Source organism: Olleya sp. Ti.3.14 (assembly GCF_038154885.1).
Classification (GTDB): Bacteria; Bacteroidota; Bacteroidia; order Flavobacteriales; family Flavobacteriaceae; genus Olleya.
Window position 1 is genome coordinate 74385 of the sequence record NZ_JBAKAO010000002.1, and the last position, 25161, is coordinate 99545.

At 33.2% G+C, this 25161-nt stretch carries 19 protein-coding genes; 6 read left to right on the forward strand and 13 right to left on the reverse strand.

What is annotated here, in order from left to right:
* Positions 1 to 36 precede the first annotated feature (36 nt).
* Positions 37 to 5031 (reverse strand): choice-of-anchor D domain-containing protein, encoded by a 4995-nt coding sequence (locus V6251_RS04585; RefSeq protein ID WP_341587222.1) that lies wholly within the window; start codon positions 5029 to 5031, stop codon positions 37 to 39.
* A gap of 119 nt (positions 5032 to 5150) precedes the next feature.
* Between V6251_RS04585 and V6251_RS04590 the strand changes: the two genes are divergently transcribed.
* Positions 5151 to 5624 (forward strand): regulatory protein RecX, encoded by a 474-nt coding sequence (locus V6251_RS04590; protein ID WP_341587223.1) that lies wholly within the window; start codon positions 5151 to 5153, stop codon positions 5622 to 5624.
* Between the two features lie 63 nt (positions 5625 to 5687).
* Here the strand turns inward: V6251_RS04590 and V6251_RS04595 are convergent, their stop codons facing one another.
* From V6251_RS04595 to V6251_RS04605, 3 genes are all read right to left on the reverse strand, one after another.
* Positions 5688 to 6182: a DUF6646 family protein gene (locus V6251_RS04595; protein ID WP_341587224.1), complete on the reverse strand. Its 495-nt coding sequence runs from the start codon at positions 6180 to 6182 to the stop codon at positions 5688 to 5690.
* A 1-nt stretch (position 6183) separates the two neighbouring features.
* The gene (locus tag V6251_RS04600) at positions 6184 to 7053 is read right to left on the reverse strand and encodes a cupin-like domain-containing protein (protein ID WP_341587225.1); all 870 of its coding nucleotides are present in this window, start codon (positions 7051 to 7053) and stop codon (positions 6184 to 6186) included.
* Between the two features lie 68 nt (positions 7054 to 7121).
* A complete protein-coding gene (locus V6251_RS04605) occupies positions 7122 to 8942 on the reverse strand; it encodes a TonB-dependent receptor plug domain-containing protein (protein WP_341587226.1) in 1821 nt (606 codons plus the stop codon).
* Positions 8943 to 9019: 77 nt separating this feature from the next.
* On the opposite strand from V6251_RS04605, the gene V6251_RS04610 reads away from it, so the two are divergent.
* The gene (locus V6251_RS04610; RefSeq protein ID WP_341587227.1) at positions 9020 to 10525 is read left to right on the forward strand and encodes an aminotransferase-like domain-containing protein; all 1506 of its coding nucleotides are present in this window, start codon (positions 9020 to 9022) and stop codon (positions 10523 to 10525) included.
* Here the strand turns inward: V6251_RS04610 and V6251_RS04615 are convergent.
* Together V6251_RS04615 and V6251_RS04620 are read right to left on the reverse strand one after the other, a co-directional pair.
* Complete coding sequence (locus V6251_RS04615) at positions 10522 to 11049, reverse strand: hypothetical protein (protein ID WP_341587228.1); 528 nt, start codon at positions 11047 to 11049, stop codon at positions 10522 to 10524. The genes V6251_RS04610 and V6251_RS04615 overlap by 4 nt on opposite strands.
* Positions 11050 to 11060: 11 nt before the next feature.
* Positions 11061 to 11474, reverse strand: a complete 414-nt coding sequence (locus V6251_RS04620) for a putative signal transducing protein (RefSeq protein ID WP_341587229.1) — start codon at positions 11472 to 11474, stop codon at positions 11061 to 11063.
* A gap of 127 nt (positions 11475 to 11601) precedes the next feature.
* Between V6251_RS04620 and V6251_RS04625 the strand changes: the two genes are divergently transcribed.
* The 4 genes from V6251_RS04625 to V6251_RS04640 all read left to right on the forward strand — a co-directional run bounded on the left by V6251_RS04625 (position 11602) and on the right by V6251_RS04640 (position 14157).
* Positions 11602 to 12108 (forward strand): DUF2975 domain-containing protein, encoded by a 507-nt coding sequence (locus tag V6251_RS04625; RefSeq protein ID WP_341587230.1) that lies wholly within the window; start codon positions 11602 to 11604, stop codon positions 12106 to 12108.
* Positions 12109 to 12111: 3 nt separating this feature from the next.
* Positions 12112 to 12318, forward strand: a complete 207-nt coding sequence (locus tag V6251_RS04630) for a helix-turn-helix domain-containing protein (protein WP_341587231.1) — start codon at positions 12112 to 12114, stop codon at positions 12316 to 12318.
* Positions 12319 to 12422: 104 nt separating this feature from the next.
* Positions 12423 to 13682 (forward strand): Y-family DNA polymerase, encoded by a 1260-nt coding sequence (locus V6251_RS04635; RefSeq protein WP_341587232.1) that lies wholly within the window; start codon positions 12423 to 12425, stop codon positions 13680 to 13682.
* A 34-nt stretch (positions 13683 to 13716) separates the two neighbouring features.
* A complete protein-coding gene (locus V6251_RS04640; RefSeq protein WP_341587233.1) occupies positions 13717 to 14157 on the forward strand; it encodes a LexA family protein in 441 nt (146 codons plus the stop codon).
* 72 nt (positions 14158 to 14229) lie between these two features.
* Here V6251_RS04640 and V6251_RS04645 read toward each other — a convergent pair whose 3' ends face one another.
* The 7 genes from V6251_RS04645 to V6251_RS04675 all read right to left on the reverse strand — a co-directional run bounded on the left by V6251_RS04645 (position 14230) and on the right by V6251_RS04675 (position 25121).
* Positions 14230 to 14508: a F0F1 ATP synthase subunit epsilon gene (locus tag V6251_RS04645; protein ID WP_341587234.1), complete on the reverse strand. Its 279-nt coding sequence runs from the start codon at positions 14506 to 14508 to the stop codon at positions 14230 to 14232.
* 17 nt (positions 14509 to 14525) lie between these two features.
* Entirely contained in the window at positions 14526 to 16034 is a 1509-nt protein-coding gene (gene atpD, locus V6251_RS04650; RefSeq protein ID WP_341587235.1) for a F0F1 ATP synthase subunit beta, read from the reverse strand.
* Between the two features lie 176 nt (positions 16035 to 16210).
* The gene (locus V6251_RS04655; RefSeq protein WP_292943217.1) at positions 16211 to 17812 is read right to left on the reverse strand and encodes an SGNH/GDSL hydrolase family protein; all 1602 of its coding nucleotides are present in this window, start codon (positions 17810 to 17812) and stop codon (positions 16211 to 16213) included.
* A 5-nt stretch (positions 17813 to 17817) separates the two neighbouring features.
* Positions 17818 to 20595 (reverse strand): TonB-dependent receptor, encoded by a 2778-nt coding sequence (locus V6251_RS04660; protein ID WP_341587236.1) that lies wholly within the window; start codon positions 20593 to 20595, stop codon positions 17818 to 17820.
* Between the two features lie 198 nt (positions 20596 to 20793).
* Positions 20794 to 22641, reverse strand: a complete 1848-nt coding sequence (gene glmS, locus V6251_RS04665; protein WP_341587237.1) for a glutamine--fructose-6-phosphate transaminase (isomerizing) — start codon at positions 22639 to 22641, stop codon at positions 20794 to 20796.
* Between the two features lie 6 nt (positions 22642 to 22647).
* Positions 22648 to 24282 carry a DUF4270 domain-containing protein gene (locus tag V6251_RS04670; protein WP_341587238.1) on the reverse strand — a complete coding sequence of 545 codons (1635 nt, stop codon included), beginning with the start codon at positions 24280 to 24282 and terminating at the stop codon, positions 22648 to 22650.
* Between the two features lie 29 nt (positions 24283 to 24311).
* Positions 24312 to 25121, reverse strand: a complete 810-nt coding sequence (locus V6251_RS04675; RefSeq protein WP_145005597.1) for a glycogen/starch synthase — start codon at positions 25119 to 25121, stop codon at positions 24312 to 24314.
* Positions 25122 to 25161: the final 40 nt, after the last annotated feature.

Consider the following 25161-nt stretch of genomic DNA (forward strand, 5'->3'; position numbering starts at 1 on the left):
GAAGTTCTTTATTTAGTGATAAAGTGTAAACTATAATTACTGTTTGATAGCTTTTTTAGAAATTAATTGGCCATCACTTAATTGTATATGTGCAATGTAGGAAGCTTGACTCAGGTTTGAAAGGTTATAAGTTTCGGTGTCAGAGTTTCCTTTTAAATCATATAATAATCGACCTAAAACATCATATATTTTAATAGACTTTATGGTTAAGTTTTGACTTGTTAAGCTAAATGTTATATCGTTATTTTTGTTTTCGATTATCGAAATGTTTTGTTCGGATATTGTTTCTTCTGAAACAGATAAGCTAGTGTCTTTAAAAACAATTTCAAATCTATCATTAAATGTTCCTGTTTGTGATGTGAAGTTATAATCACTATTTGATAAGTCATGAAGACTTGACATTAAGTTGTCTTTTAAATAAACGGTATTGTTGGATAAAAAGTCTCCTTCTAGTTGTGCTATTGAAAACGTGTATACCGTTGCTGTTGTAATATTTGTATTAAATCCTACAGGTATAACTTCGTCTATAGTTAAGCTTTCTGGAGCCTTACCTTGTATTGCTAGTTTGTCAGAGTCTCCTGGTACTGATGTGAATATTTCAGCAGCATTATTATTATAAAGTGTTTTGTTAGCGTCATAGGCTTTACTGTCTTTTCCGTCTGTTGCACCATTTACATAAGCTACTAGTATTTGATGAAACACACCTGTGTCTGAGGTTAGGTTTACCCAAAGTCTATTGCTTAATGTATTACTAGATCTAAAAAACTGACTATTACTTGTTGCATCCGCAGTACGTAAACTATTATTAAACGTTACACTACTATTAGCAACTCCTTGTACAAAAAAGGCTTGACCCGATGGTATATAGCTGGTTGGTATAATACCATCTCCTCCTGCTGTGTTACCACTTCCAGTTGTAATGATGGCATAATCACTACTATTAAAATTTGCACCTTCATTTCCGCTTGCATTTGCGTTTGCAGGTGTATTGTGTGACCATAAATAAGCGACACCTTGTATAGAAGCAGCGTTACTAGTTAAAAATGCATTAGCATCTATTGCAGATGGATAAGGGTTACCAATTAAATTCCAGTCTTCATCTCCATTTGCACCATTATAAGCAATTGGGCTAGTAATAATTCCGGTGTTAAAAGCGCCTTCAAAAGTATAAGTGTATTGAGAACCGACAGAAAAGCCAATTGGCGAATGCATAGATATGTATCCAACACCTGGAGTCATAACTGTGCTTCCTGGTATTAATGCCCAATCATTTCCATCGTCATCAATTCCGTCTGGTCCAGGAGTAAAAGTATTGGTGTTATTGATTTCAGTTAAATTATCTAAAAAGTTTACAGCATTATATACATAGCGTCGACTTGGATTAGCAAAAGCTAAACCTTGTCCAATGGTAGTATTTTCAACTGGCGAACTCCAATAAGTGTATTCATAAATACTATTAAGTGGTGTCGTACGTTTGTTAACTAAGGATGCTCCATCAGTATTTAGCGTAAATGCTGCTGCATCGTTATTCTGAACAAAGTTTCCTTGCGTTTCGACATATAATTCTCCGTCAACAACAACGTCATTTTCAATTTCCACGTAAGTGTTATTATTTACGGTTAATCTAAATTCTGTTCCAGAAGGATTGCTATTAATAGTTAAAGAACATGCGCTAAAACTACCAAAATTTGCAGTATCATAACTATCGTTTATAATTACTTTGGTGTTTAAGTCTGGAGTACCATTATCCCAAGCACCTAAAGTCCATGTTGTTGTGCCTACGTTAATACGTGCTGCATTTGTAGCAGTACTACAAGATGCATCTTCAGTCACCTCGCAATAAAATTGGTAATCTTGTAGGTCTGCTCCTGTGATTGATAATGTGGTTGAGGTTTCTCCAGTGACTGTTCCTGGAGCAAAAGAGGTACTAATTATACTAGTCCATCCATTAGAAACCGTATCGTTATAATACCATTGATATGTTAACGTTCCTGAGTTTCCAGCTGTTGCTGCTGTAGTAAATACAATAGCGTCGTTACAATTATCTATATCCTGAGGCTGTAAAGTTATTGTAGGTGTATTAGCAAGTATTACAAACGTACCTAAGTTGCTTATGTCACCTGATGTTGCTGTCGTCCATTCTGTAGCATCAAATGCAGGATTCGGGCTAACCACGTCAGTATTTCTTCTATAGACATAGCCTGGAGCGCCAACTAGCGTGTCATGGAAATCATCCACAACAACGCCTGTTGCTATTAAGGTAAGCTCAAGCCTATCGTCTTCATTAAATCCTGCTGTAGAGCCACCAAAGATAAAATCATGTGCGCTTCCTGTGTCTGTACTAACCTTTCCTACCAATACTTGACCATCAGCTATTGTACTTCCTGTTCCTGTGGTTGGGAATGTATAAGCGTGTGAACTACTAGTGCTGGTTAATGTACCAAAACGATTAATTTCATATAAGGTTAAGTCGACAGTAGCTCCTGTTCCGTTAAAAATTTCAATATAACCTAAAGATCCTGATGAACTATCATAGATTTCCGTCATCATTAATCCTGTAGTGTTACCACAGCTTCCTGAATTGTCAATTAATGTAAATGGTGTACTTGCAGGACAGCCTAAATCATCAGTGATTTCAATAATTCCTGATGTTGCTCCTGTAGGAATTGTAACCTCCATTGTGGTCGCAGATAGATTATTAACTGTAGCAGCTAGTCCGCTTACGGTTGCTGTTGCTGTTGTTAAATTTGTACCTGTTATTGTTACAATAGTGTTTTCTGGACCAGATGTTGGTACTATTGTTATGCTTCCAGGATTGCATAATCCATTACCTTGTACTGTAAACGTAAAAGGATTCTCGTCTAAATCGTTATTAGTTATTGTAATGGTAGCAGTTCTGGTTCCAGAAGCTATAGGCGAAAATGTTATTTCAAAAAGACCTGGTGGATTTTGATTTGGTGTGACCGTAAAAGGTGAAGGATTTAAACTTATGGTAAAATCACCTGGATTAATTCCTCCAACAGTAATGTTGGCAATATCTAAATTAGCTGTTCCAATGTTTTGAATTCTATAAGATTTAGTTTGAGAGTTTCCTATGTTTTGAGCAGCAAATAATGTATTGTCTAAGCTGCTTGGTGTAATATCTCCATTAGCAATATCTGGAAAGGCTCCTAGATTTCCTTCTACATTAATCTCTTGTTCTGGTGTAGTACCAGTACCTTGTAGTAAAATAGTACAAGTGCCTTCATTTGCATCATTGTTGTTTATTGTAAGTGTAGCGTTTTTAACACCTATAGTCGTAGGCGTAAATCTAACAGTTACAGTTTGCGTACTACCTGCTGTAACAGTAAAAGGTGTTGCAGGTGTGACAATACTAAAGCTAGTTGCGTCTGTACCACTTAGTACTAAGGAAGCGATATCTAAATCTAAAGTACCATCATTATCAATATCAAAAGTAATGTCTGAATTAAATCCTGTGGCTTGTGATCCAAAAGCTATAGAGTAACCACAAGCTTGGTCTGTATTAGAGTCGTCCACTAATTGTAACTCTGGAATAGAACAAGGAGAAATTAAAGTGTTTGCTCCTGGTGAACCACCTGTTGCAACTTCTTGCCAGTTACTACCAGTATTAGAGTTATCTAGAGTAGCATCAATAACATGTAATGTTGAGCCATTATTGTCTGCACCATCACCATCATCATAAAATACACTATCAGCTATTGTTGTTCCATTTGCAGCATATAAGAAAATGGTATCACTAGTATTATTAAGATTATTTGTATTATTTGTCGAAGCACCTATACCATAATTTGGCGTGAAAGGGCAATCATTATTATAAACACCATCTCCATTACTACCTAATGATACAGTGATACACGTACCATCTGCAATACTTGTAGCAGCAGGAAAAGTAAACAATACACTTCCGTTATCTACAATATAATTACTTAAATCTTGTGCACTGCCTGAAACATTACATATTTCTATCCACTCATCATCATCGCCAGAGGAGTTGTAAGATAATTCAGTAATAACAACCTCTGCTAAAGGTGCTAAAACGTCTCCAGACAGTGCAACGGTTTTATCTGTTGCCAATGCACTTGTAGCTGTAATGTTACCAGAATACGTGTTAACTGTCAAACCAGAAATTAAGCGTGTGTAAATTGTTGTAGATGTTACTGTACCAACAGCTGGTGTTAAATTAACTGTAGTGCCAAAACCAGCTCCAGAAGTTGTTGAAATTTCAAAATTAGTTGGTGCAGTTAACACTAAATTTGAGGTTAGTAAAAAACCTTCAGCAGTAAACGTTTGCTCTGTAGATGGACCTGCTCCAAGTGTGTAGTCTAATCCTGTTAAAGCTGTTGGATTTAATACAATTGTTGGTCCTGTAGGAGCATCTCCTTCCAATAAAACATCATCTATAACCCAAGTTTCGTTATCCGAGTTATTAGACATTTCAATTTTTATTCTAAGATTTGAAGAGCTTGGTAAATTTGTGATTGATAAATAACTATACCCATCTGTCGTTCTGTTTCCACCACCTAAAGGAGCAAATATAGCTGTCGTATTGTTTCCATCGTAATTAATAGTTGCAACACCTGTTCCTGCGTTAGTGCCACTAAATCCCCATTTAGCGTTGTTATTTCCGTTAATTTCTAATTCATCGGAATAGGTTGTCCCACCATTAGTACTAATGGAAATTATTACATAATCTGAACCATCTGCACCATTACCTGAAGTGCCTGCAAAAGATGCTAATCTAACACTAAAGTCAATATTAGAATAAGTTGAAGCGTCTACAGGAGAAAACTCTATTGTTCCTGTTGTGTTATTAATACCAAAGCCAGTAGTTGCAGAAACGTAGTTTGGTGTATTAGGGAAAAGCCCTGAGCCAGTTATTGTTGTACCTGCCGAGTTTGTGTAATTTAAAGTGGGTAAACCACCATCAAAATCTTGCTGGCCAATTGTTGTTTGACCAAAAGTAAAGGTGACTGAAAATAGTAGTAGTAGAGCGAGTAGGATTTTTTTCATAATCAAGGGATTTGGGCAAGCAGCTAGTTAATGTGTTACAGTCAAATTGTTTCACAAAAATAATAACGTACCATCAAGTTAATCTTTAAAGTTTATTATTATAATGTTATTTTTAGCACATGAATGTAACTAATACTTTTACTGTAGACGAAGCTAAAAAAAAGCTAGAGCATTATTGTGCGTATCAAGAACGTTGTCACCAAGAGGTTAGACAAAAACTAAAAAGTATGCATATGATACCTGAAGCAACAGATATTATAATTGTACACCTTATGGACCATAATTTTCTTAATGAAGAACGTTATGCTAAATCTTTTGTTCGAGGTAAGTTTAGAATCAAAAAATGGGGTCGTCGTAGACTTTTACTCGAATTAAAGAAAAAGGATATATCCAAATATAATGTAAATCAGGCGTTTAGGGAAATTGAAGAAGCGGATTACATCGAAGTTTTTAATGATTTAGCCGAAAAAAAAGCACAAACTTTAAAAGAGACCGACAAATACAAGAAAAAGAAGAAGCTTATTGACTATTTATTGTATCGTGGTTGGGAAAATCATTTGGTTTATGATAAAGCAAATGAGCTGATAAAATAGAGCATAAAAAAACCTTTTAATGTATGACACTAAAAGGTTTTTTTTATGTTGTAATTTTAAGTGCTATAAGTTGAAAACAGCACCAACATTTACGGTAAATTGATTATGAATTTTTTCAGCAGGAGTTAAAATATCCGAATTGTATTTAGCAAACGTTGTTCCAAATTCTGAAAATATTCCAAAACCACTAGAGAAAAAGTAACGCATTCCTAAATGTCCACCAAAGTTTTTTAAACTTAAGCTAATACCAGGATATAAATCAAAATTATCACTGATGTTTAAAACGCTACCTAAGTTAGCATTAAAACGACCTTCAATCTCTACTCGATCTTCAAAATCTGCACTTAAACCATTATTTAAGTTTAATGCGTAACCAGTTACTATTCCAACAGAAATGTTTTCGCCTAAACCATAGTCGTAAGTTACCGTAATACCGTTAACGTTATCCTGAAAGTTTGCTCCGATTTGTAATTTTTGATCGCCTTTTCCTTCAAAAGACTGAGCGTTTACTAATCCTATAGTTAGTAAAACAGCTAATAAAAGTAATCCTCTTTTCATTTTAATTTGCTTTAAAGTTTTTGTTTGTATTAACAATGGCTTTATTGTTTTTCCAATTAATCCATTTTTGACCTTTAATACGTCGCATTAAGTTGTCAAAATTACGCATTATAAAGACATTGTATACTGCTTTGCTTAAATTTTTTGGATTTCTGGCTATTGCACGCAAGCTCATAGAAAAACCTGGTGTTATGTAGCGCATGTAATGCCAATAGCCTTCTGGCATGTATAAAACTTCTCCATGGTTTAATTGACATTGCCAACCATTAGCGTTTTTTAAAGCAGGCCATTTTGCAAGATCTGGATTAGAAAAATCTATATCTTCTCGTGTAATTAAAGCAAATGGGACTTTATATAAATGCTTGTTTTGTTGTTGGTCAAACAAAATAACTTGCTTTTCGCCTTCAAAATGAAAGTGAAAAATATTTGCTAAATCTATATCATAATGCATGAAGGTGTAGCTGTCGCGACCTCCAAAAAAAAGCATAGGTAATCCCTTCATTAGTCTTAAACCAAAGTCTGGAAAGCTAAAATCCTTTTGAAGCTGAGGGACTTCTTTTAAAATATTCCATAAAAATATTCTAAATTTTGTTGGCTCGCGTTTAAGCAAATCAACATAGTCGCTCATTTTCATTTTAGCGTGTGGCTCATTAAACCCATCTTTATGGTCAACAGGTCTGTCGTCATATAAAGGGACTGTTTTGTCTCCAGCAACTGTTTTAATATACTCTAAATTCCATTTAGAATATGCAGGCCAATCTGTTATAAACTGCTCAATAACAACAGGTTTTTGAGGCTTAAAATAGTTTTTAATAAATTCCTGTTTTGTTATTGTTTTAACTCTTGGTATGTCTTGAAGGTTTAAACTCAAATTTTTAAAATTAGGGTTCAAAGTTAATAAAACGTTACCAAAAAAAGTGTAAATGTTTGTGTTACACTTTAGTTAAAGTTAAAACGCATACCAAATAATACGTTACTTGGAGGCATTGGTGTAAAACCAGTTTCGATATAATCTGCATCAAAAATATTACTTGCAGTAGCTGTGAACTCTAATTGTTTAACGGATAAAATTAAAGAGGCATCCCAAACATTATAGCTTTGTCCTGTTGTACGTTCGGCATGTTTATAGACTATGTTTTGTCTAACATTTTTAAATAGTTGCGTGCTTAAGCGTGTTGTGTAATGATGCTTTAAAGTGTTTAAGGAGTATCGTGATAATTCTTTATTTTGATCTAAAATATCATCTTGTAAAAAGGTGTATCCAATAGCTAAGGATTGATTGTAATCTAAAATTTTAAAATTGTAAGAGCCATCTACTTCAAACCCCTTTGTGTTAACTTCTGCAATATTGGTCGCTGTATAAATAGTTTCAGCAGCATTAGGTCTTATAAAATCTATAAGGTTTTTTGCGTCTCTGTTAAATAAAGCAATCGAACCTGAAAAATTATTAGTGTTGTATTTAATACCAAGCTCTTGTGCAAACGCTTCTTCAGGCTCTAAATTTGCATTTCCAGAGGTTCTAAAATCATTATAAAATAAATCTGTATAGGTTGGGATACGGTAGGTATAACCAATGTTTCCGTAAAGCTTTATATTGTCGTTAACTTGGTAGCCAAGATCTAATCCAGGAAAGGCATGAAATTTAAAATCTGAAAAGTATGTTACTGCAATTCCTGGAGTGATATCTAGTTTATCCTTTAATAATTTAAATTGGTGTTCTAAAAATAAGTTAGTCATAAATCGATTACGATTTCCTAAATTATTACTTCTAATGTAAATTTTAGAAACATCCACACCAAAACCAGTAACACCAGCTGTTGAGGTGTAAGACGCATTTACTTCTGCTCCCATTTTGTCAGTAATGTGTAGGTTTCTAAAAAATGAAGGATCTTCTCGTTTTAGTAAAAACAAATCTTCGTTACGTTTCCAATATATACGAGGTTTGATTTTAAATTTATCTGTATTAAAAGTTGTTGTAAATCCGATTAAACTGTTTTTAGTTTCTTCATATTCATTAAATGTTGGATTGGTCGTGTAAAAGTTTTCTGCTCCAAATTTACGATCAGAAAAAGTTGTAATCATCTCTATAGCTTGTGCTTTTTTGTTAAACACACTTTTTATAAAGTAGTTAGTATTGTCGTAGTCTGAGTTGTTTCGGTAACCTTCAGATGTCATTTTGCCTACGTGAATAATGTGTGATGAGTTGTCTAATTCTGAGCCAACAGTAACACCTGCATTTAATTGACCAAAAGAACCAGTTTCTAAATTTGCCGAAACCGAATTGTTTAAATTAGTTTTAGTTACAATATTTATTGCTCCAGTAAATGCATTTTGACCAAATACTCTAGCAGCAGGACCTTTTATAATCTCGATACGTTCAATAACCTCAATAGGTAAGGCAGCGTTCATGGTGTGATGACCAGTTTGTGCATCGTCCATTTTTATACCATCAATTAATAATAGGGTTTGGTCAAAACCACCACCTCTAATATATAAATCGGCTTGACTACCAGCAGTCCCACGACGTCTAATATCTACTCCTGCAACCTGTTGTAATAGATCTGCAACATTGGTTGCTGCACTGTTTTTTATGTCTGAAGACGAAATAACAGTAATAGTTCTTGAGTTTTCCTTAAAAGGAAGCTCAATTCTAGAGGATGTAATTATAACCGAGTCTAATTGCTGTTGTTGCTCTAAATCTTGAGCATAAGATGTCAAAGATAATAGCCCAATTAAGGTAAATAAATGAGTAAATTTCATAATAAAATATATTTGCATTTTTTGCAGTGCAAAATTCGTAACTTTCCGGATCACTAAAGTAGTCCAGTTTTAAAACAATGAGTAGTCCGGTTGAAGGTATATTACAAACGTTAATTCACTTTGAAAAATCGCCCAATACTCCGATTTATATTCAGATAGCCCAACAAATGATAAATGCTATCCAACGTGGTTATTTACAAGAAGGAACAGTATTACCAGGAACTCGAAAATTTAGTAACGTATTTAATATAAATAGAAATACTGCTGTTGCGGTTTATGACGAGCTTGCCTCACAAGGTTGGGTGGATATTGTAGCTAATAAAGGCACCTTTGTGCTAATGCCAGAACGAAAAACTGCTGCCATAAAAGGCGTTTTACAAGGTGTTGAGCAATTAAAAACGTATCCAGAAACAGCGGGATTTCCGTTTCAATCGTCTTTTAATTTAGCTTCAACCGAAGAGTTTTCTGTAAGTAATTATGTGATTAACGATGGGCAACCTGATTTAAGATTGCATCCAACGCATCAATTTTCTAAATGGTATAGTGCTTCAATGAAGCGTTCATCTTTAATTTCTAAATGGAATCAAACACAAGAACAATCCTATATAACTTTTAATATTCAGTTGTGTAATTACTTAAATGCAACTAGAGGCTTTTATATAAAACCTAATAATATAGTAAGTACACGAAGTACAGAAATGAGTTTATATATCATTTCTCAACTATTAATAAAACAAAAGGATGTCGTACTTGTTGGTAATTTAAGTCATTATAAATCTAATATGATTTTTCAGCAAGCAGGCGCAAATTTAATTACTATTCCTGTAGATGCACATGGTATTGATGTGGATTTTATCGAAAAAAACTTTACTAAAAATAGTATTAGATGTGTGTATGTTTGTGCACACAGACAATATCCAACAACAGTGACATTGACAGCAGAGCGACGTTTAAAATTATTACAATTAGCTAAAGCTTATAATTTTGCTATAATTGAAGATGATTTTGATTACGATTTTCAGTTTGAAGGATCCGCTATGTTACCTATGGCTAGTGCAGATGCAGAAGGCGTAGTTATATACTTAGGACGTTTAGGACAATCTTTTTTTCCTAGTTTTCAAATAGGGTTTGTAGTGGCTCCAAAAAATATTATAAACGAAGCTAAAAATTATCTTCAAATTTTAGACAAACAAGGCGATTTAATCCAAAAGCAAATCCTTACGGAACTAATATCTGAAGGAGAAATACATAGGTTAATTAAAAAAAACGTTACTATTTATAAGCAACGACGTGATTATTTATGTGCTTGTTTAATGACTTATTTTAAGGATGATGCCACTTGGCAAGTTCCTGCAGGAGGTTTAGCGGTTTGGATAAATTTTAAGCCTAGTGTATCACTTGTAAAATTAGCCGAAAAAGCAAAAAAACATGATTTGTTTTTGCCAAAAACCATCTTGTATCAAAGTAAAACTGTTTGTGCTATACGTTTGGGTTTTGGGCATTTAAACGAGACTGAAATTGAAACCATTGTCAATATTTTAAAACGTTGTTTTGATGCGCTAAAGCATCCATCGATTAATTAATCTGTATAAACTATTGTGCCATGATCTCTGTATTGCTTTTTATCCATCCACTTAAAGTCGCCTGCTTTGGTTGCATCAAGCATGTTGGCGTTTAAGGCATCTGCAAGTAGTAAGGCAAGATTAAAGGCTTCTTCTTTGTTTTGTGTAGTGCTAGCTTCAATTTTTTTATTATTCGTGCAAAAAAGATTGATAGCATAAATGTTTTCTGTAATGTTTGTGGATGCTGCACTAACCCAAACCGCTGTAGTTATTTTAGTTGAAAAAACAGAAGCATAATCTATTCTTGGAAGAGGTAGCCATTTACCAAAGTTAAGACCTAATATAGAATAAGTTTTTCTGTAGGTATTAGATTTTAAATCTATTTGACAGCCTTCCGTTTGTAATAATAAAATGCTAAATGCTATCGGGACAATGCCATATATAAGTCCTGAAAACACAATGTACAAACATAGTATTGCAGTTGTAATACCAAGGATGGTTTTCCATATTGGTACTTTTTTAATGTAGTCTACGGTATATTTCATTTAAAAAAAATCTATTTAATATCAAATTCCGTGTTACAATCAGCACATCTGTATTTATCTTTAGAGTAGAAGGGAAGTGTACCAGAAATAAATCCAAAGATAAAAGCAAAAAAAGATTTAAGATCTTTAATGGTAGAAAACATCGCGACCTTAGTACTATTACAATTTGGACAGTGTATTGCCTTGCCTTCATCATCAATAGAGTATTTATTAATACTTTCTAAAATATGTTGCGCTTGCATAGCATCTGTAGATAAAACCTTAAGCTTAACGCCTCCAATAGCATTACTAACTAAAGGATCTGTATCTATAGTGATATTGTCACTTAAAAAGACTTCAATACCCTCAGATTCTAATCGTCCTTTTATTATTTGGGCTTCAGCTGTATATTGAAATTTAGCTATAGTTTTAAAGGTTTGAGACATAGACTATTGATTTGATGTTTGTGTTAAATATACGACGTGTTGTTTCATTTTTAAAATGAAATTAAATAAAATAATTATTGTTTTTCGATAATTTTATTATATTTGTTATTGTTAAACGATAATAATTATGAGAAAATTAAGTATTTTAAAAGCTATAGTAGACTTTTTTTGGATAATCTCACTTCCATTAATTCCTGTGTTATTTATTTTTATTGGGTTTGTAATATTTGATAATAGTTTGGATGGATTTCCTATAAAAATGAATGGCATTGAAATTAAGAGTTTTGATAGGTTAAGTAAAGCTATATTAATTACCTTAATGTGTTCTTATTTAATTTTAATGTATTGTGTATTTTTATTTAAAAAAGTGCTGAGGTACTTTAATAAAATTAATTTGTTTGACAATGTAGTTATCTATAATCTAAATAACATTGGTATTTGGTTAGTGATTGCTGCTTTTTTGCAAGGTGTCCCAACTTTTATTTATAAAATTTTGTACAAACAGAAATTAGAGCTTGAAATTGGTTTTAGTTCTTTTTTAATAATGCTTTGTTTTGGGTTATTTTTTATGGTACTAAGCGAAGTGTTTAAGGTCGCTAAGTATACAAAACAAGAAAACGATTTAACTATATAGCCTATGTCCATAATAGTAAATTTAGACATAATGTTAGAAAAGCGAAACATGAAAAGTAACGAGTTGGCTGAAATTGTTGGTATAACCACAGCTAATCTATCCATACTTAAAACAGGTAAAGCTAAAGCTATACGTTTTTCTACTCTGGAAGCTATTTGCAAAGCATTAGACTGTCAACCTGCAGATATATTAGAGTTTATAGAAGACTAATTATATAGTTGCTGTACAATTAGATAATTACGATCAATAAAACTTTAACATTTCACAAAGTTTTTGTTTACAATAATTCAAACATTTTACCTAATTTTACACATATGTTTGCACTTGTAGATTGTAATAATTTCTATGCCTCCTGCGAACGTGTTTTTAACCCTAATTTAATAGGAAAGCCAGTCGCTATTTTAAGTAATAACGATGGTTGTGTTATCTCACGTAGTGATGAGGCTAAAGCGTTAGGTTTGCCAATGGGAGCACCAATTTTTAAATGGGAATCCTTTTGTAAAGCTAATAACGTTACCGTTTTATCCTCAAATTATCCATTATATGGTGATATGAGTAGTCGTGTTATGTCTATTTTAAAGCAATATTCACCAGATATTGAAGTGTATAGTATAGACGAATCCTTTTTACACTTTCAAGGATTTGATAATTACGATTTTACTAAATATGGATTAGAGATAAAATCACGAATTTTAAAATGGACAGGTATACCAACATGTGTCGGTATTGCACCAACTAAAGCTTTAAGTAAAGTCGCTAATAAGATTGCTAGAAAGTATCCTGATCAAACTAAAGGTGTCTACGTTATAGATAGTGACGAAAGTCGTCTGAAAGCTTTAAAATGGCTGCCTGTTGAGGATGTTTGGGGATTGGGAAGGCAGTTGTCTAAGCAATTATTAGCAAAAGATTGCAGCACTGCTTACGATTTTACACAATTGTCTGACGCTTGGGTTCAAAAAAACTTTTCGGTTGTGGAGTCTAAGTTAAAACGAGATTTACAAGGGATTCCAACTTTAAAGTTAGACGAAATAGTTACCCAAAAAAAGATGATTGCAACTACACGTAGCTTTGATTATAGTTATTCGGATATAGAATATATTAAAGAACGTGTTGCGACCTTTGCAGTTAGTTGTGCCGAAAAATTAAGAAAACAAGGCTCTAGTTGTTACGTAATAATAGTTATGTTAAAAAGTGATAAGCATAAAAAAGAATTAGAACAGCATCGCATTAGTACAAGTGTAAATTTGACTTATCCCACTAACTCGTCTTTAATTATAAGTAATTGTGCCATCAGTGCATTAATGTCTATCTTTAAAAAAGGAATACAGTACAAAAAAGCAGGTGTTATTGTTACAGGGTTAGTGCCAATGGATAATCATCAATTACATTTGTTTGATCAAGAAAATCCAAAACATCAACCATTAATGAAGTCTATAGATAGTCTGAATGCTAAGTATAAAAATAATAAAATTAGGATAGCTAATCAAGACTTAAAGCGTACATGGAAGATGCGTCAAGATAGACTATCGCCAAAATACACAACCAATATAAACGATATTATAGTCGTTAAATAGTATAGTTAAAAATAATACCTTAGTAAACAAAACTATGATTGCACATAAATCAGGAAGCTTAACCTTCTTTACACCAGATGCTGTAGACAATGCAGCCGGACAATTTTTTGATACTGGAATTTCGGCAGGTTTTCCTTCTCCTGCAGAGGATTTTAAAGAGCATCGTTTATCATTAGACGAAGAACTTGTAAAAAATAAGGAAGCTACATTTTATGCTAAAGTAAGTGGTCAATCTATGATTGGAGCTGGATTAGATGATAACGATTTATTAGTTATTGATCGTAGTTTAGAACCTGCAAATAATAAAATTGCAGTTTGTTTTTTAGATGGTGAATTTACAGTAAAACGTTTAAGAGTCTCTAAAGATGAAGTGTGGTTGCAACCAGAAAACCCCAATTATCCAATTATTAAAATTACAGAGGATAATAATTTTTTAATTTGGGGAATAGTTACAAATGTGATTAAAAAGGTATAATTTTTATATTAGGTATAAAACAAAAAAAACGCGAAACATATGTTTCGCGTTTTTTATTATGATTTAATAATATTAGTCAGCCAATATTATTACTTTGTTTCCATTCATTTCAAGTGTACCAGAGTTTATTTTTAATAAAGTTGTGTTTTTATCACCTGATGTAAAGCGATCTGCTACTTCTTTATCTAGTACAATATTACCAGCTATTTTAACGGTTCCTTCTTTTAATAAAGACACCACTGGTGCGTGATTGTTTAACATCTCAAAGTCACCATTTACTCCAGGAACAGTAACGCTAGTTACTTCTCCTTTAAATAATGTTGCTTCTGGTGATACAATTTCTAAATGCATGTTTTTAATTTTTTAGATTAAGCTTCAGCAAGCATTTTTTCTCCTGCTTCGATAGCTTCTTCAATAGATCCTTTAAGGTTAAATGCAGCTTCTGGTAAGTGGTCTAAACCACCATCCATAATCATATTAAATCCTTTAATAGTTTCTTTAATGTCTACTAAAACACCTTTAAGACCTGTAAACTGCTCAGCTACGTGGAATGGTTGAGATAAGAAACGTTGTACACGTCTTGCTCTACCTACAGCCATTTTATCCTCTTCAGATAATTCCTCCATACCTAAAATGGCGATAATATCTTGTAATTCTTTATAACGTTGTAATAACTCTTTAACACGTTGTGCACAGTTGTAGTGCTCATCACCTAAAATGTCTGCTGTTAAAATTCTAGAAGTAGAATCTAATGGATCTACTGCTGGATAAATACCAAGCTCTGCAATTTTACGAGATAATACTGTTGTAGCATCTAAGTGAGCAAACGTTGTTGCTGGTGCAGGATCCGTTAAATCATCCGCAGGTACATATACCGCTTGTACAGATGTAATAGAACCTCTTTTAGTTGATGTAATACGCTCTTGCATTGCACCCATTTCTGTTGCTAATGTTGGTTGGTAACCTACTGCAGAAGGCATACGACCTAATAATGCAGACACCTCAGATCCAGCTTGTGTAAAACGGAAGATGTTATCTACGAAGAAAAGTACATCTTTTCCTTGTCCTTCTCCAGCTCCATCACGGAAGTATTCTGCTATAGTTAATCCTGAAAGTGCTACACGAGCACGAGCTCCAGGTGGCTCATTCATTTGTCCAAATACGAAAGTAGCCTTAGACTCTTTCATTATATTTTTATCCACTTTTTGAAGATCCCATCCGCCTTCTTCCATAGAGTGCATAAAGTCATCACCATACTTGATAATTCCAGACTCTAACATCTCACGAAGTAAATCGTTACCTTCACGTGTTCTTTCTCCAACTCCCGCAAAAACAGATAATCCACCGTGTCCTTTTGCAATATTGTTAATTAACTCTTGGATTAATACTGTTTTTCCAACTCCTGCACCACCAAATAATCCAATTTTACCTCCTTTTGCATAAGGCTCAATTAAGTCAATTACTTTAATACCTGTAAATAATACTTCCGTAGATGTTGATAAATCTTCAAATTTTGGAGCAGATCTGTGTATTGGTAATCCTGCATCTCCTGCTTTAGGTAGTTCTCCTAAACCATCAATTGCATCTCCAATCACGTTAAATAGACGTCCGTAAACATCTCCACCAATTGGCATTTGTATTGGAGCACCAGTAGCAATAACTTCTGTTCCTCTACTAAGACCATCTGAAGAATCCATAGCGATTGTACGTACAGTGTCTTCACCAATGTGAGATTGTACTTCTAATACTAATTTTGAACCATCAGTCTTGATAATTTCTAATGAATCGTAAATTTTTGGTAGTTCAGAACCAGCAGCGAATTCTACATCGATAACTGGACCTACTATTTGAGCAACTTTACCTGTAACTTTTGACATTACTTATCTATTTAATATTATGGTATTTAATTGAAAGAAAACACCTTCTGTTTTCGCGTGCAAAGATAGGTGTTTTAATTTAAAAAAAAAGGAGGATTTCCTTTTTTATCTATAAAAAAACACCTGCTATCTTAACACAGAATAACAGGTGTTTATAATTTATATAATTTTTGTTTTTATTGTAGTGCTGGAGAATATGTTACACCAAAGTCTTCTGCTTTAGCAACATTACCTGAAGCTACAAAGTTTGATCCGTAAGTTGCATCTATAGCTTCTAAAAATTTATTAGCCATTAAAGCGTATCCTCGTGCTGTTAAATGCACACCATCTAAACTTACTAAACCACCAGTAACTAGACTTGTTGATAAGTTGTAATCATCAAATTCTACTCCCATTACAGAGGCTTGACTTAAAATAGCGTTTAAATCTACTAAAGCTAGACCTTTAGAGTTTGCTACACTTGCAATAGTTGCGTTGTAGGCATCTGTTGCAGTTTTGATTTCAGCTTGTTCTGATGGTAATACTACCCATTTGTCTGCCAAAGGTAAACTAACACCTTCTACAGAGAATTGTCCTGCTAAGGCTTGTGGTAAACCCTGTCCCATTAAAGTTGCAACATTGGCAGTATTAACTGTTCCTATAATTGAAGAGCTAGGTAATACCAATAAATCAGCTTCAGTAGCCTGTCTTGATTGTCCATAAGTAGCACCTAATAAATTTGCTACTAATGGTGCTGCGGATGCAGGTAAACCAAATTGTGCTATAAAACCTGGGAAGGTTGGACTTGCATTTAATTGTTGAATTATGATTGCAGAAATATCTGCTAAACTTTCATCTTTAATAACAACAGGACTTGCTGATGTTTCAGAAAATACAATTGCTCTAGCTGGATCTACTGCATTAAATATTGGGTTTAAAGCTCCAAATATTGAGTTTAATAATGGTATTTGTGGTCCAAAGCTAGGGTTTGTAGGATCTAATGGGTTATGCGGTACAGTTGTAAAGTGTGGTAAGTCGGTAATGTATGGCACATTAGTTACAACTCCGTTAGGACAAACAGCAGTTAATTGATTAACCATATCAGTAAAAACTACATCAAAAGTTGCAGTAGGTGTGATAGGGTCTGATCCATCTCCACCTGTAGTTGCATATCCTAAAACATCATTACCACCAATTTCAGACAGTGTAAAAAATGTTGGGTTTTGTGCAATTGCATATTCTAACATTGAAATTGTTGAACTTGTAGCCATACGACCAAAGTAAGGGTTTGCAGTAGCGTATCCATTAAAATCTATATGTGTACTTTTAGCTCCAGGAACACCTACATTAGTAAAGATGCTACCATCTGCAGCTAAACTAGTTGTAATATCTGTTGTTGGTGTAGCAGGTAAAACTTGTGGTCCAGAACCATTAAAAAATAATCTTGGATTAGCCACAACTGTTGATCCAAATACAAGACCTCCAATATTATCATTCATTAATGGTAGCGTTATAGCAGTACCATTTACCTTAACAAATTGTTTAGATAATGTGTTTGGAAATGAATTTTCTTGAGCTGCTTTAAATAAAGCGCCATCAGTGTATCCAGAAGTAAATGATGCGCCTAAAGCTACGTATTTTGAAAAATCTACAGAACCATTAGTTAGTGTTGGTAATACAACACCTGTGTCTGGTTGTACATCTAAAAACTCTTCATAATCTGATTCATCATTACAAGATGTGAAGCCAATTGCAATAGCAATAAGTCCAATGTATTTTATGTTTTTTAAAGTCTTCATTATTATTAGTTATTAATAGTTATTGATGCATAATACATAGATCCAATAAATCCTGTACCAAAAGCAGTAAAGTACTCGTTACCTGTAAGGTTTGTAGCTCCTACTTTGATAACTGATTTTATGCTAGGTACTTCATAATTAATTTGCGCATCTAATACATGAAATTCTGGTACTATACCATTTCCAAATGTTGCTTCCCAGAAATAATCATCACTAAACCTATATGCGATGTTAAATCCAAAGTTTTCAAATAAATCTGTATGACCAAAAGTTGCTTTAAATTTGTGTTCTGGTGTATTAAAGCTAGTTTGGAAATCTGGGTTAGCAGCTTGATCAAAATCTTGTTTAGTAAAAGTATAACTTCCTCCTAGGTCAAATCCATTTAGTACTTTAGTAGAAAGTCCAATAGATGCTCCATAAGAGTTAACATCTGCATCAGAGTTTGTGTAAGCACTATAAGCTTGATAATCTCCATTAGCAATTGCTTGAGCAGAAAGTCCTCCATCACCAAGTCCTCCATTACTTACGGTTCCGTAAAAAGGAGCTATTACAACTTCTTGAGAAATAAAGTCTTCGTATTTGTTGTAATAAGCACTAATATCAACTATTACACTTTCGTATTTTCCTCTATAACCAACTTCAAGAGAAGTTACTTTTTCCGGTTTAATAATTTCAGGGTTAGCAACTGTTAATAAAGCTGGGTTTCCTGCAGCAGCAAAAGCTGTAACAGAACTTGCTGAATATGAGTTGTTGTATGCAGCTGCACCTGTTTGAGTAACTGTACTAGGTTGTCCAAACATGGTTTGACCTTCAAAACTAACATTAAAATCTCTAGTATATCTATTTAAGTTATCAGGAGCAGAACCTACTAAAATTGCTCTACCAGCATCTAATCCAATAAATAAATCTTGAGTTGTCGGGTTTCTAAATCCTGTTTGTACAGAAGCTCTAATATTATGATTTCTGTTTAAAGTTAAACCAGCTGATAATCTTGGAGAGAAGAAACCATCAAATAATTCTGATTTGTCATAACGACCTGATAAGGTTAATTTAAGCTCCATTTCTTCTGATAATTCAATATCTTTCTGTATTTGAGAATATACTCCAAATTCAGAATATTCAATTGGGCTTTGTCCATCAGTGTATATTGTACCACCAGAATTTAGTGTGTATTTTCTATAAGAACCACCAACTTGTATATCTGCAATATCCACTAAGTGGCTAAAGTTGTAATTTGCATCACTATGAAAATATTTTGATGCATCTTGAAATTTAGATCCAGTAGCTAAATTTGGATCATTTATACTTTTGTTAAATGCACTTTTAAATTGTGGCGATCCTGGTTCGTATCTTCCTGTGTCTGCTGCAGCTCTTGCTGCATCATGTTTTTGTTGGTCTGTTAATCCTAATGGGTTACCACCAAGTTCAATCCCAGCATAAGTTGCTATATAATCTCCAAACCAGTCTTCGTCGCTTTTCCAAGCTCTGTTTATGTTAATTCCTGTAAACACCATGTCATAAGAATCTCCTGCTTTGTCAGACACTTCATAAGCTCTAACAAAAAAGTTGTCGTTTCTTACTTCTAGTTTGTGTTGTTGTTGGAAAAAACCATCAATATTATATCTGTTTGTTCCTTGATAAATAGTGGTACCTGTTCCTACTTTACCAACATATGAAAACTCTAAACTGTTACCTTCAATTGGACGGTAATATAAACCCCAATCAGCTTTTACACTTTCAGCGTTATATTGTGTTAAGTCTCTTTCATTATAACCTGTTCTACTTACTACAACATCTGGTATAACACCTAGACCTGATGCAGCTCTAATGTTAGTTGAAACTTCATCACCATAGACATTTATTCCGTCATAATTTGTGTTTGATCTTGTTCTAGTTGGGTCAAGTTTATCAACTTCACTAGTCGCTTGCCAATCTGTACCTTTTAAGTAACCAAAGTTAATTTTTGCAGCAAATTTATCGCTAAACTTGTGTGCCATTCTTACACTTAAATCAGTATACGGATTGTCACCTGCAGCTTCTTGAGATGTTATACCTCTTTTAAAAGAAGCACTAATACCTTCATGATCAAATGGGTTTTTACTTCTCATAAATAAAATACCATTAAATGCATTTGCACCATATAAGGCAGATGATGCACCAGGTAATAATTCTACACTTAATACATCAGTTTCTGTCATACCTACTAAGTTACCAATAGGGAAGTTTAAAGCAGGAGTAGAGTTGTCCATACCATCAACTAATTGCATAAATCGTGTATTTGCAAAAGTTGCAAAACCACGCGTATTTACAGATTTGAAGGTTAAACTATTAGTGTTAACATCTACACCTTTTAGGTTTTCTAAACCATCATAAAAATCTGCAGATGCAGTGTTTTTAATTTCTTTTAATCCAAATCGCTCCACAGTAACTGGAGATTCAAAAATACGTTCTGGAGTTCTGGACGCAGAAATTACTACTTCGTCTAACGCTGTACCTTCATTAAGGACAACATTAATAATTTGTTTATTAGTTGTTACTTCAACATCTTTAGAAGCAAAACCTACACTACTTATTTGTATAGTGAAAGGAGGATTTTGATCAGTCGTTAACGAAAAGTTACCATCAAAATCAGTTGCTGTTCCTACTGATGTGCCAGTAATAATAATGTTTGCACTAGGAATTGGTTGCTGACTTACATCATCTACTACTGTTCCTGTGATCGTTGTTTGCGAAAAAGTTAGTCCGCAAAAGCACAAAAATACAATTGAAAGGATTGTTCTCATTTTTTAGATTTAGTTAATTTATAATGCCAATATACGTTTTTTAACGAAATTTTTAGAAAAAGTGAGAATAAATTATGCATGCATAATAAGTATTTCTAAAAAAAAGACGCTTTAAAGCTAATTATTCACAAAAAACAGGGTTGGTTTTTGCGTAATTAGAAGCTTTAAAGCGTCTTTGATGTATAAACAGTTATCTAATTACTCTACAGTAACAGATTTTGCTAAATTTCGTGGTTGATCGACATTTTTTTCAAGCATTACCGCAATATGGTATGATAATAGTTGAAGAGGAATTGTTGTAAGTAATGGAGTTAAAGACTCTATTGTCTCTGGTACTTCAATTACATGATCTGCAACATTTTTAACGTCTACATCTCCAGTGGTAACTATACCTATTATTTTTCCTGATCTAGATTTAATTTCTTGAATATTGCTTACAACTTTTTCGTAGTGTCCTTTTTTAGTAGCTATTACAAAAACAGGCATTTGCTCGTCAATCAAAGCAATTGGTCCATGCTTCATTTCTGCAGCAGGATAACCTTCTGCATGAATGTATGATATCTCTTTTAGCTTTAATGCACCTTCCAAAGCTACAGGAAAATTATATCCTCTACCTAAATACAAACAGTTTTTAGCGTCTTTATATATTTCGGCAACTTTTTTAATATGTTCATCTGCTTTTAAAGCTTCTTTTACTTTTTCAGGTATTAGCTCTAACTCTTGTAAATGATGATGGAAATCTGTATTTGACATACTTCCATTAGCTTTAGCTAACTTTAAAGCTATTAAAGTCAAAACAGTAATTTGTGTTGTAAAAGCTTTAGTTGAAGCCACGCCTATTTCGGGTCCAGCGTGTGTATATGCTCCTGCATTTGTTTCTCTGGCAATAGTAGATCCAACAACATTACAAACTCCAAAAACAAAAGCGCCTTTTGATTTTGCTAGTTTAATAGCTGCAAGTGTATCTGCTGTTTCTCCAGATTGAGAAATTGCTATTACCACATCCTTTTCTGTAATTACAGGATTACGGTATCTAAACTCTGATGCGTATTCTACTTCTACAGGTATTCTTGCAAGGTCTTCAAAAATATACTCGGCTACTAAGCCTGCATGCCATGAAGTACCACAAGCTACTATAATAATACGATTAGCATTCAAAAACTTTTCTATATTATCATCTATACCAGCCATGCGGATTATTCCTTCTTTGGCTAATAAACGACCTCTGTAAGTATCCCTGATTGCATTTGGTTGCTCATGGATTTCTTTAAGCATAAAATGCTCGTAACCACCTTTTTCAATTTGCTCAAGATTAAACTTAAGTTCCTGCATTGAGGGATTAACTTCAGTATCGTCCTTGATTTTTCTGATTTTTATTTTTTTATTTCGACGCACAATTGCCATTTCTTCATCTTCAAGATAAATAGCATTTTTTGTGTATTCAATAAAAGGAGAGGCATCACTTGCTATAAAAAACTCGTCTTCTCCAATACCAATTGCTAAAGGACTACCTAGTTTAGCTACGACAATTTCGTTTGGCTTGTTTTTGTCAAAAACAGCAATAGCATAAGCTCCTACAACCTCGTTAAGTGCTAATTGTACAGCTTTACCTAATTTTACGTTTTGTTTTTTCTTAACTTCTTCAATCAGATTTATTAAGACTTCTGTATCTGTATCTGATTTAAAAACGTAACCTCTTTTAATAAGCTCTGTTTTTATCGAGTCGTAATTTTCAATAATTCCGTTATGAATTATAACTAGATCACCTGAATTAGAATAGTGTGGGTGAGAATTTACATCATTTGGTACACCATGAGTTGCCCATCTTGTATGGCCTATTCCAATTGTTCCTTCTGTTGTGATTTCTTCTTTTACACGTTCTTCTAGATCAGCGACTTTACCTTTAGTCTTAGCTAATTTGATATCAGTACCATCATAAAGCGCAATACCTGCACTATCATAACCTCTGTATTCTAATCGTTTTAAGCCTTCCATTACAATAGAATAAGCTTCTCTATGACCTATATATCCAACAATACCACACATAATAATTTAATTTTCAGGTTCTGTATAAAAAATTTCAAAACTAGCTCTTACGTTTTCTGGAACAGCTGGTGTATTTCCATAAAGTATTGTTCCTTCTGGAGCGATAACTGAACTTTGAGGAATAATATTTACAATGTTACTTTCATTAGTATTAAATACTTTTGAAGTTCCAAATAAGTTAATATTATTGGTAACGTAAATACCTAGTTTTGTATTAGTCGAGTCATTTAATAAGATGTTATTAATATGCTCAGTAAGTCTAATTTTATATTTTACTCCGTTTCCGCTATCATCTCTTTCAAGTTTTGGAGAGTAAATTATTTTTGAGTTATAAGGATCTGTTGAGTTACTAGTTACATCAACAAAATAATCGATAATTGGAAGGTTATTTTTTAAATCATAAATCATTATCCTGTCTGGCTCTGATGTTCCTCCAGTAGAAGTACTATGATCTACATATAGATTTAAATTAGCTTCATTAATCAACCATTGTCCATTTTTACCTTTAAAGTATTCCCAAGAATCTTGAGTAGCGTTGTTTTCGTCAATAATGTTACCATTAAATAAGTCTAAAACAGTCATTGATCCTTCAAATCCTTTAATGAATAATTGATCATCACCAGAAGTGCTATTTCCGTCTGTTAATGGTGTAAAGTTTGAAAGGTTTTTAAAAGTATTAAACTTGTTACCGTTAAAGTTAAAGGTGTAGGTTCCTGTTTCTCTATCTCCTGCGTCATCACCATCATATTCATACTTAATTTCAACTTTAGCATTAGTAGTAAGGTCTAAAAACAGTAAGCTACCGTCAACAGAAGTATCGTTTTGTTCAACTTTTAAAATTAGTCCTCTAAAAAAGTTTTTAAAGTCAGCTGCATTTGTAATTGCAGGGTTTGCGCTTCCGTCTGCAGCAAAGATTATGTCTTCCCAAAAGTTAGCAGGTACAATACTTGGATCGTTTAAATCAACATAAATTCCGGGTGCTAATCTTTCTTCAACTTCAGGGTCTTCTCCTGGTTCAACTTCTGCTTGAATTACATGCTCTAAAGCACTAGGTGTAAATGTTTGATTAGGATCTGCAGGATAAAGTAATTGTTCTTCAAAAGCTTCTAAGTTTAAATTAGTGTAAGCGTTTGAATAATAAGCTTGTTCGTCCTCAAAATTTGTTTCAGGATCTAAGTTTCTTAAAAAGTAACTAGATTTGTAAATAGATAATTTAAAAGGGCTTGAAGAATCACCATATATTGAGTCTAGTGTATAAGTTGAGTTACCATCTTCATCAGTTTCAGTTACTGTAGAAAAATACGGAAGATATAATTTAACAGAAAGTATTGATGGATTGTCACCAAAATCTGGAGCTAAATCGTCAGGTGTAATTTGAGAGATAAAACTTGCAGCTGTTGATCCGTAATTAGGATCGTTATATATACCTAAAACATTACTAGATAAACCACTTGTTTGTACTCCCTCTAATTTTTTATTGTATGCTATAAAAGGGAATACTCTACTACTTGTAGAAAAATTTTGAGCACCTCTAATATCACTTTCTACATTTACAAAATCTTTGTCGCAAGCAATAGCGGTAAAGGCAATAATCATCAAAACGACTAATGGTTTGATGCTTTTTAATATAAATCTTTTCATAGATATTTCTTAAATATGGCAATATTGCGTTAGTCTAAAACGCTAGTTGTATAAAAATTAGTGTATGCTTCGCTAAATTCGTCTTTAGCATGAAAATCTAGAACAGGTTTTTTAGATTCTTTTAAATAGGATGTTAGCTCTTCAGGTAAATCTTCTGATCCAACAATTAAGGCGTCAGAGTTGTCTATTGCTACCTTCATTAGATTATTATAAGTAGGCTTAACTAAATCCTTTATTTGATCTTCATCAATATTATCAAATTTAATTTTATCAACTAATTTTGAATTTAACTCGTTTTCAAAGCCACTTTTATATACTGAAGTAACAATTTTACTTTCGTTAAATAAAGGTTCGTCTTTGTAAAATTGCTTTAAATATAGTGGTAGCAAAGAGGCTAACCATCCATGAACGTGAATAATATCTGGTGACCAATTTAATTTTTTAACGGTTTCAATAACACCTTTAGCAAAAAAGATAGCTCTTTCATCATTATCAGAAAATAAATTTCCATCCTCATCTGTAAGTGTTGCTTTTCTTTTAAAATATTCATCGTTATCTATAAAGTAAACTTGAATACGTTCTTTAGGTATAGAGGCTACTTTAATAATTAAAGGCATGTCTAAATCGTTCACAACTAAATTAATACCAGAAAGACGGATAACTTCATGTAATTGATGTCTTCTTTCGTTGATATTTCCATATCTAGGCATGAAAATTCTTATTTGTCCACCTTGCTGATTGATCATCCTAGGTGTTTCAAATGACATTGAAGAAATTTCTGTTTCCGGTAAATAAGGCACCACTTCAGATGATACATATAATATCCTCTTATCTTTCATATATTGTATAGCTTTTTCAGAATTATCATTAAAAAACACG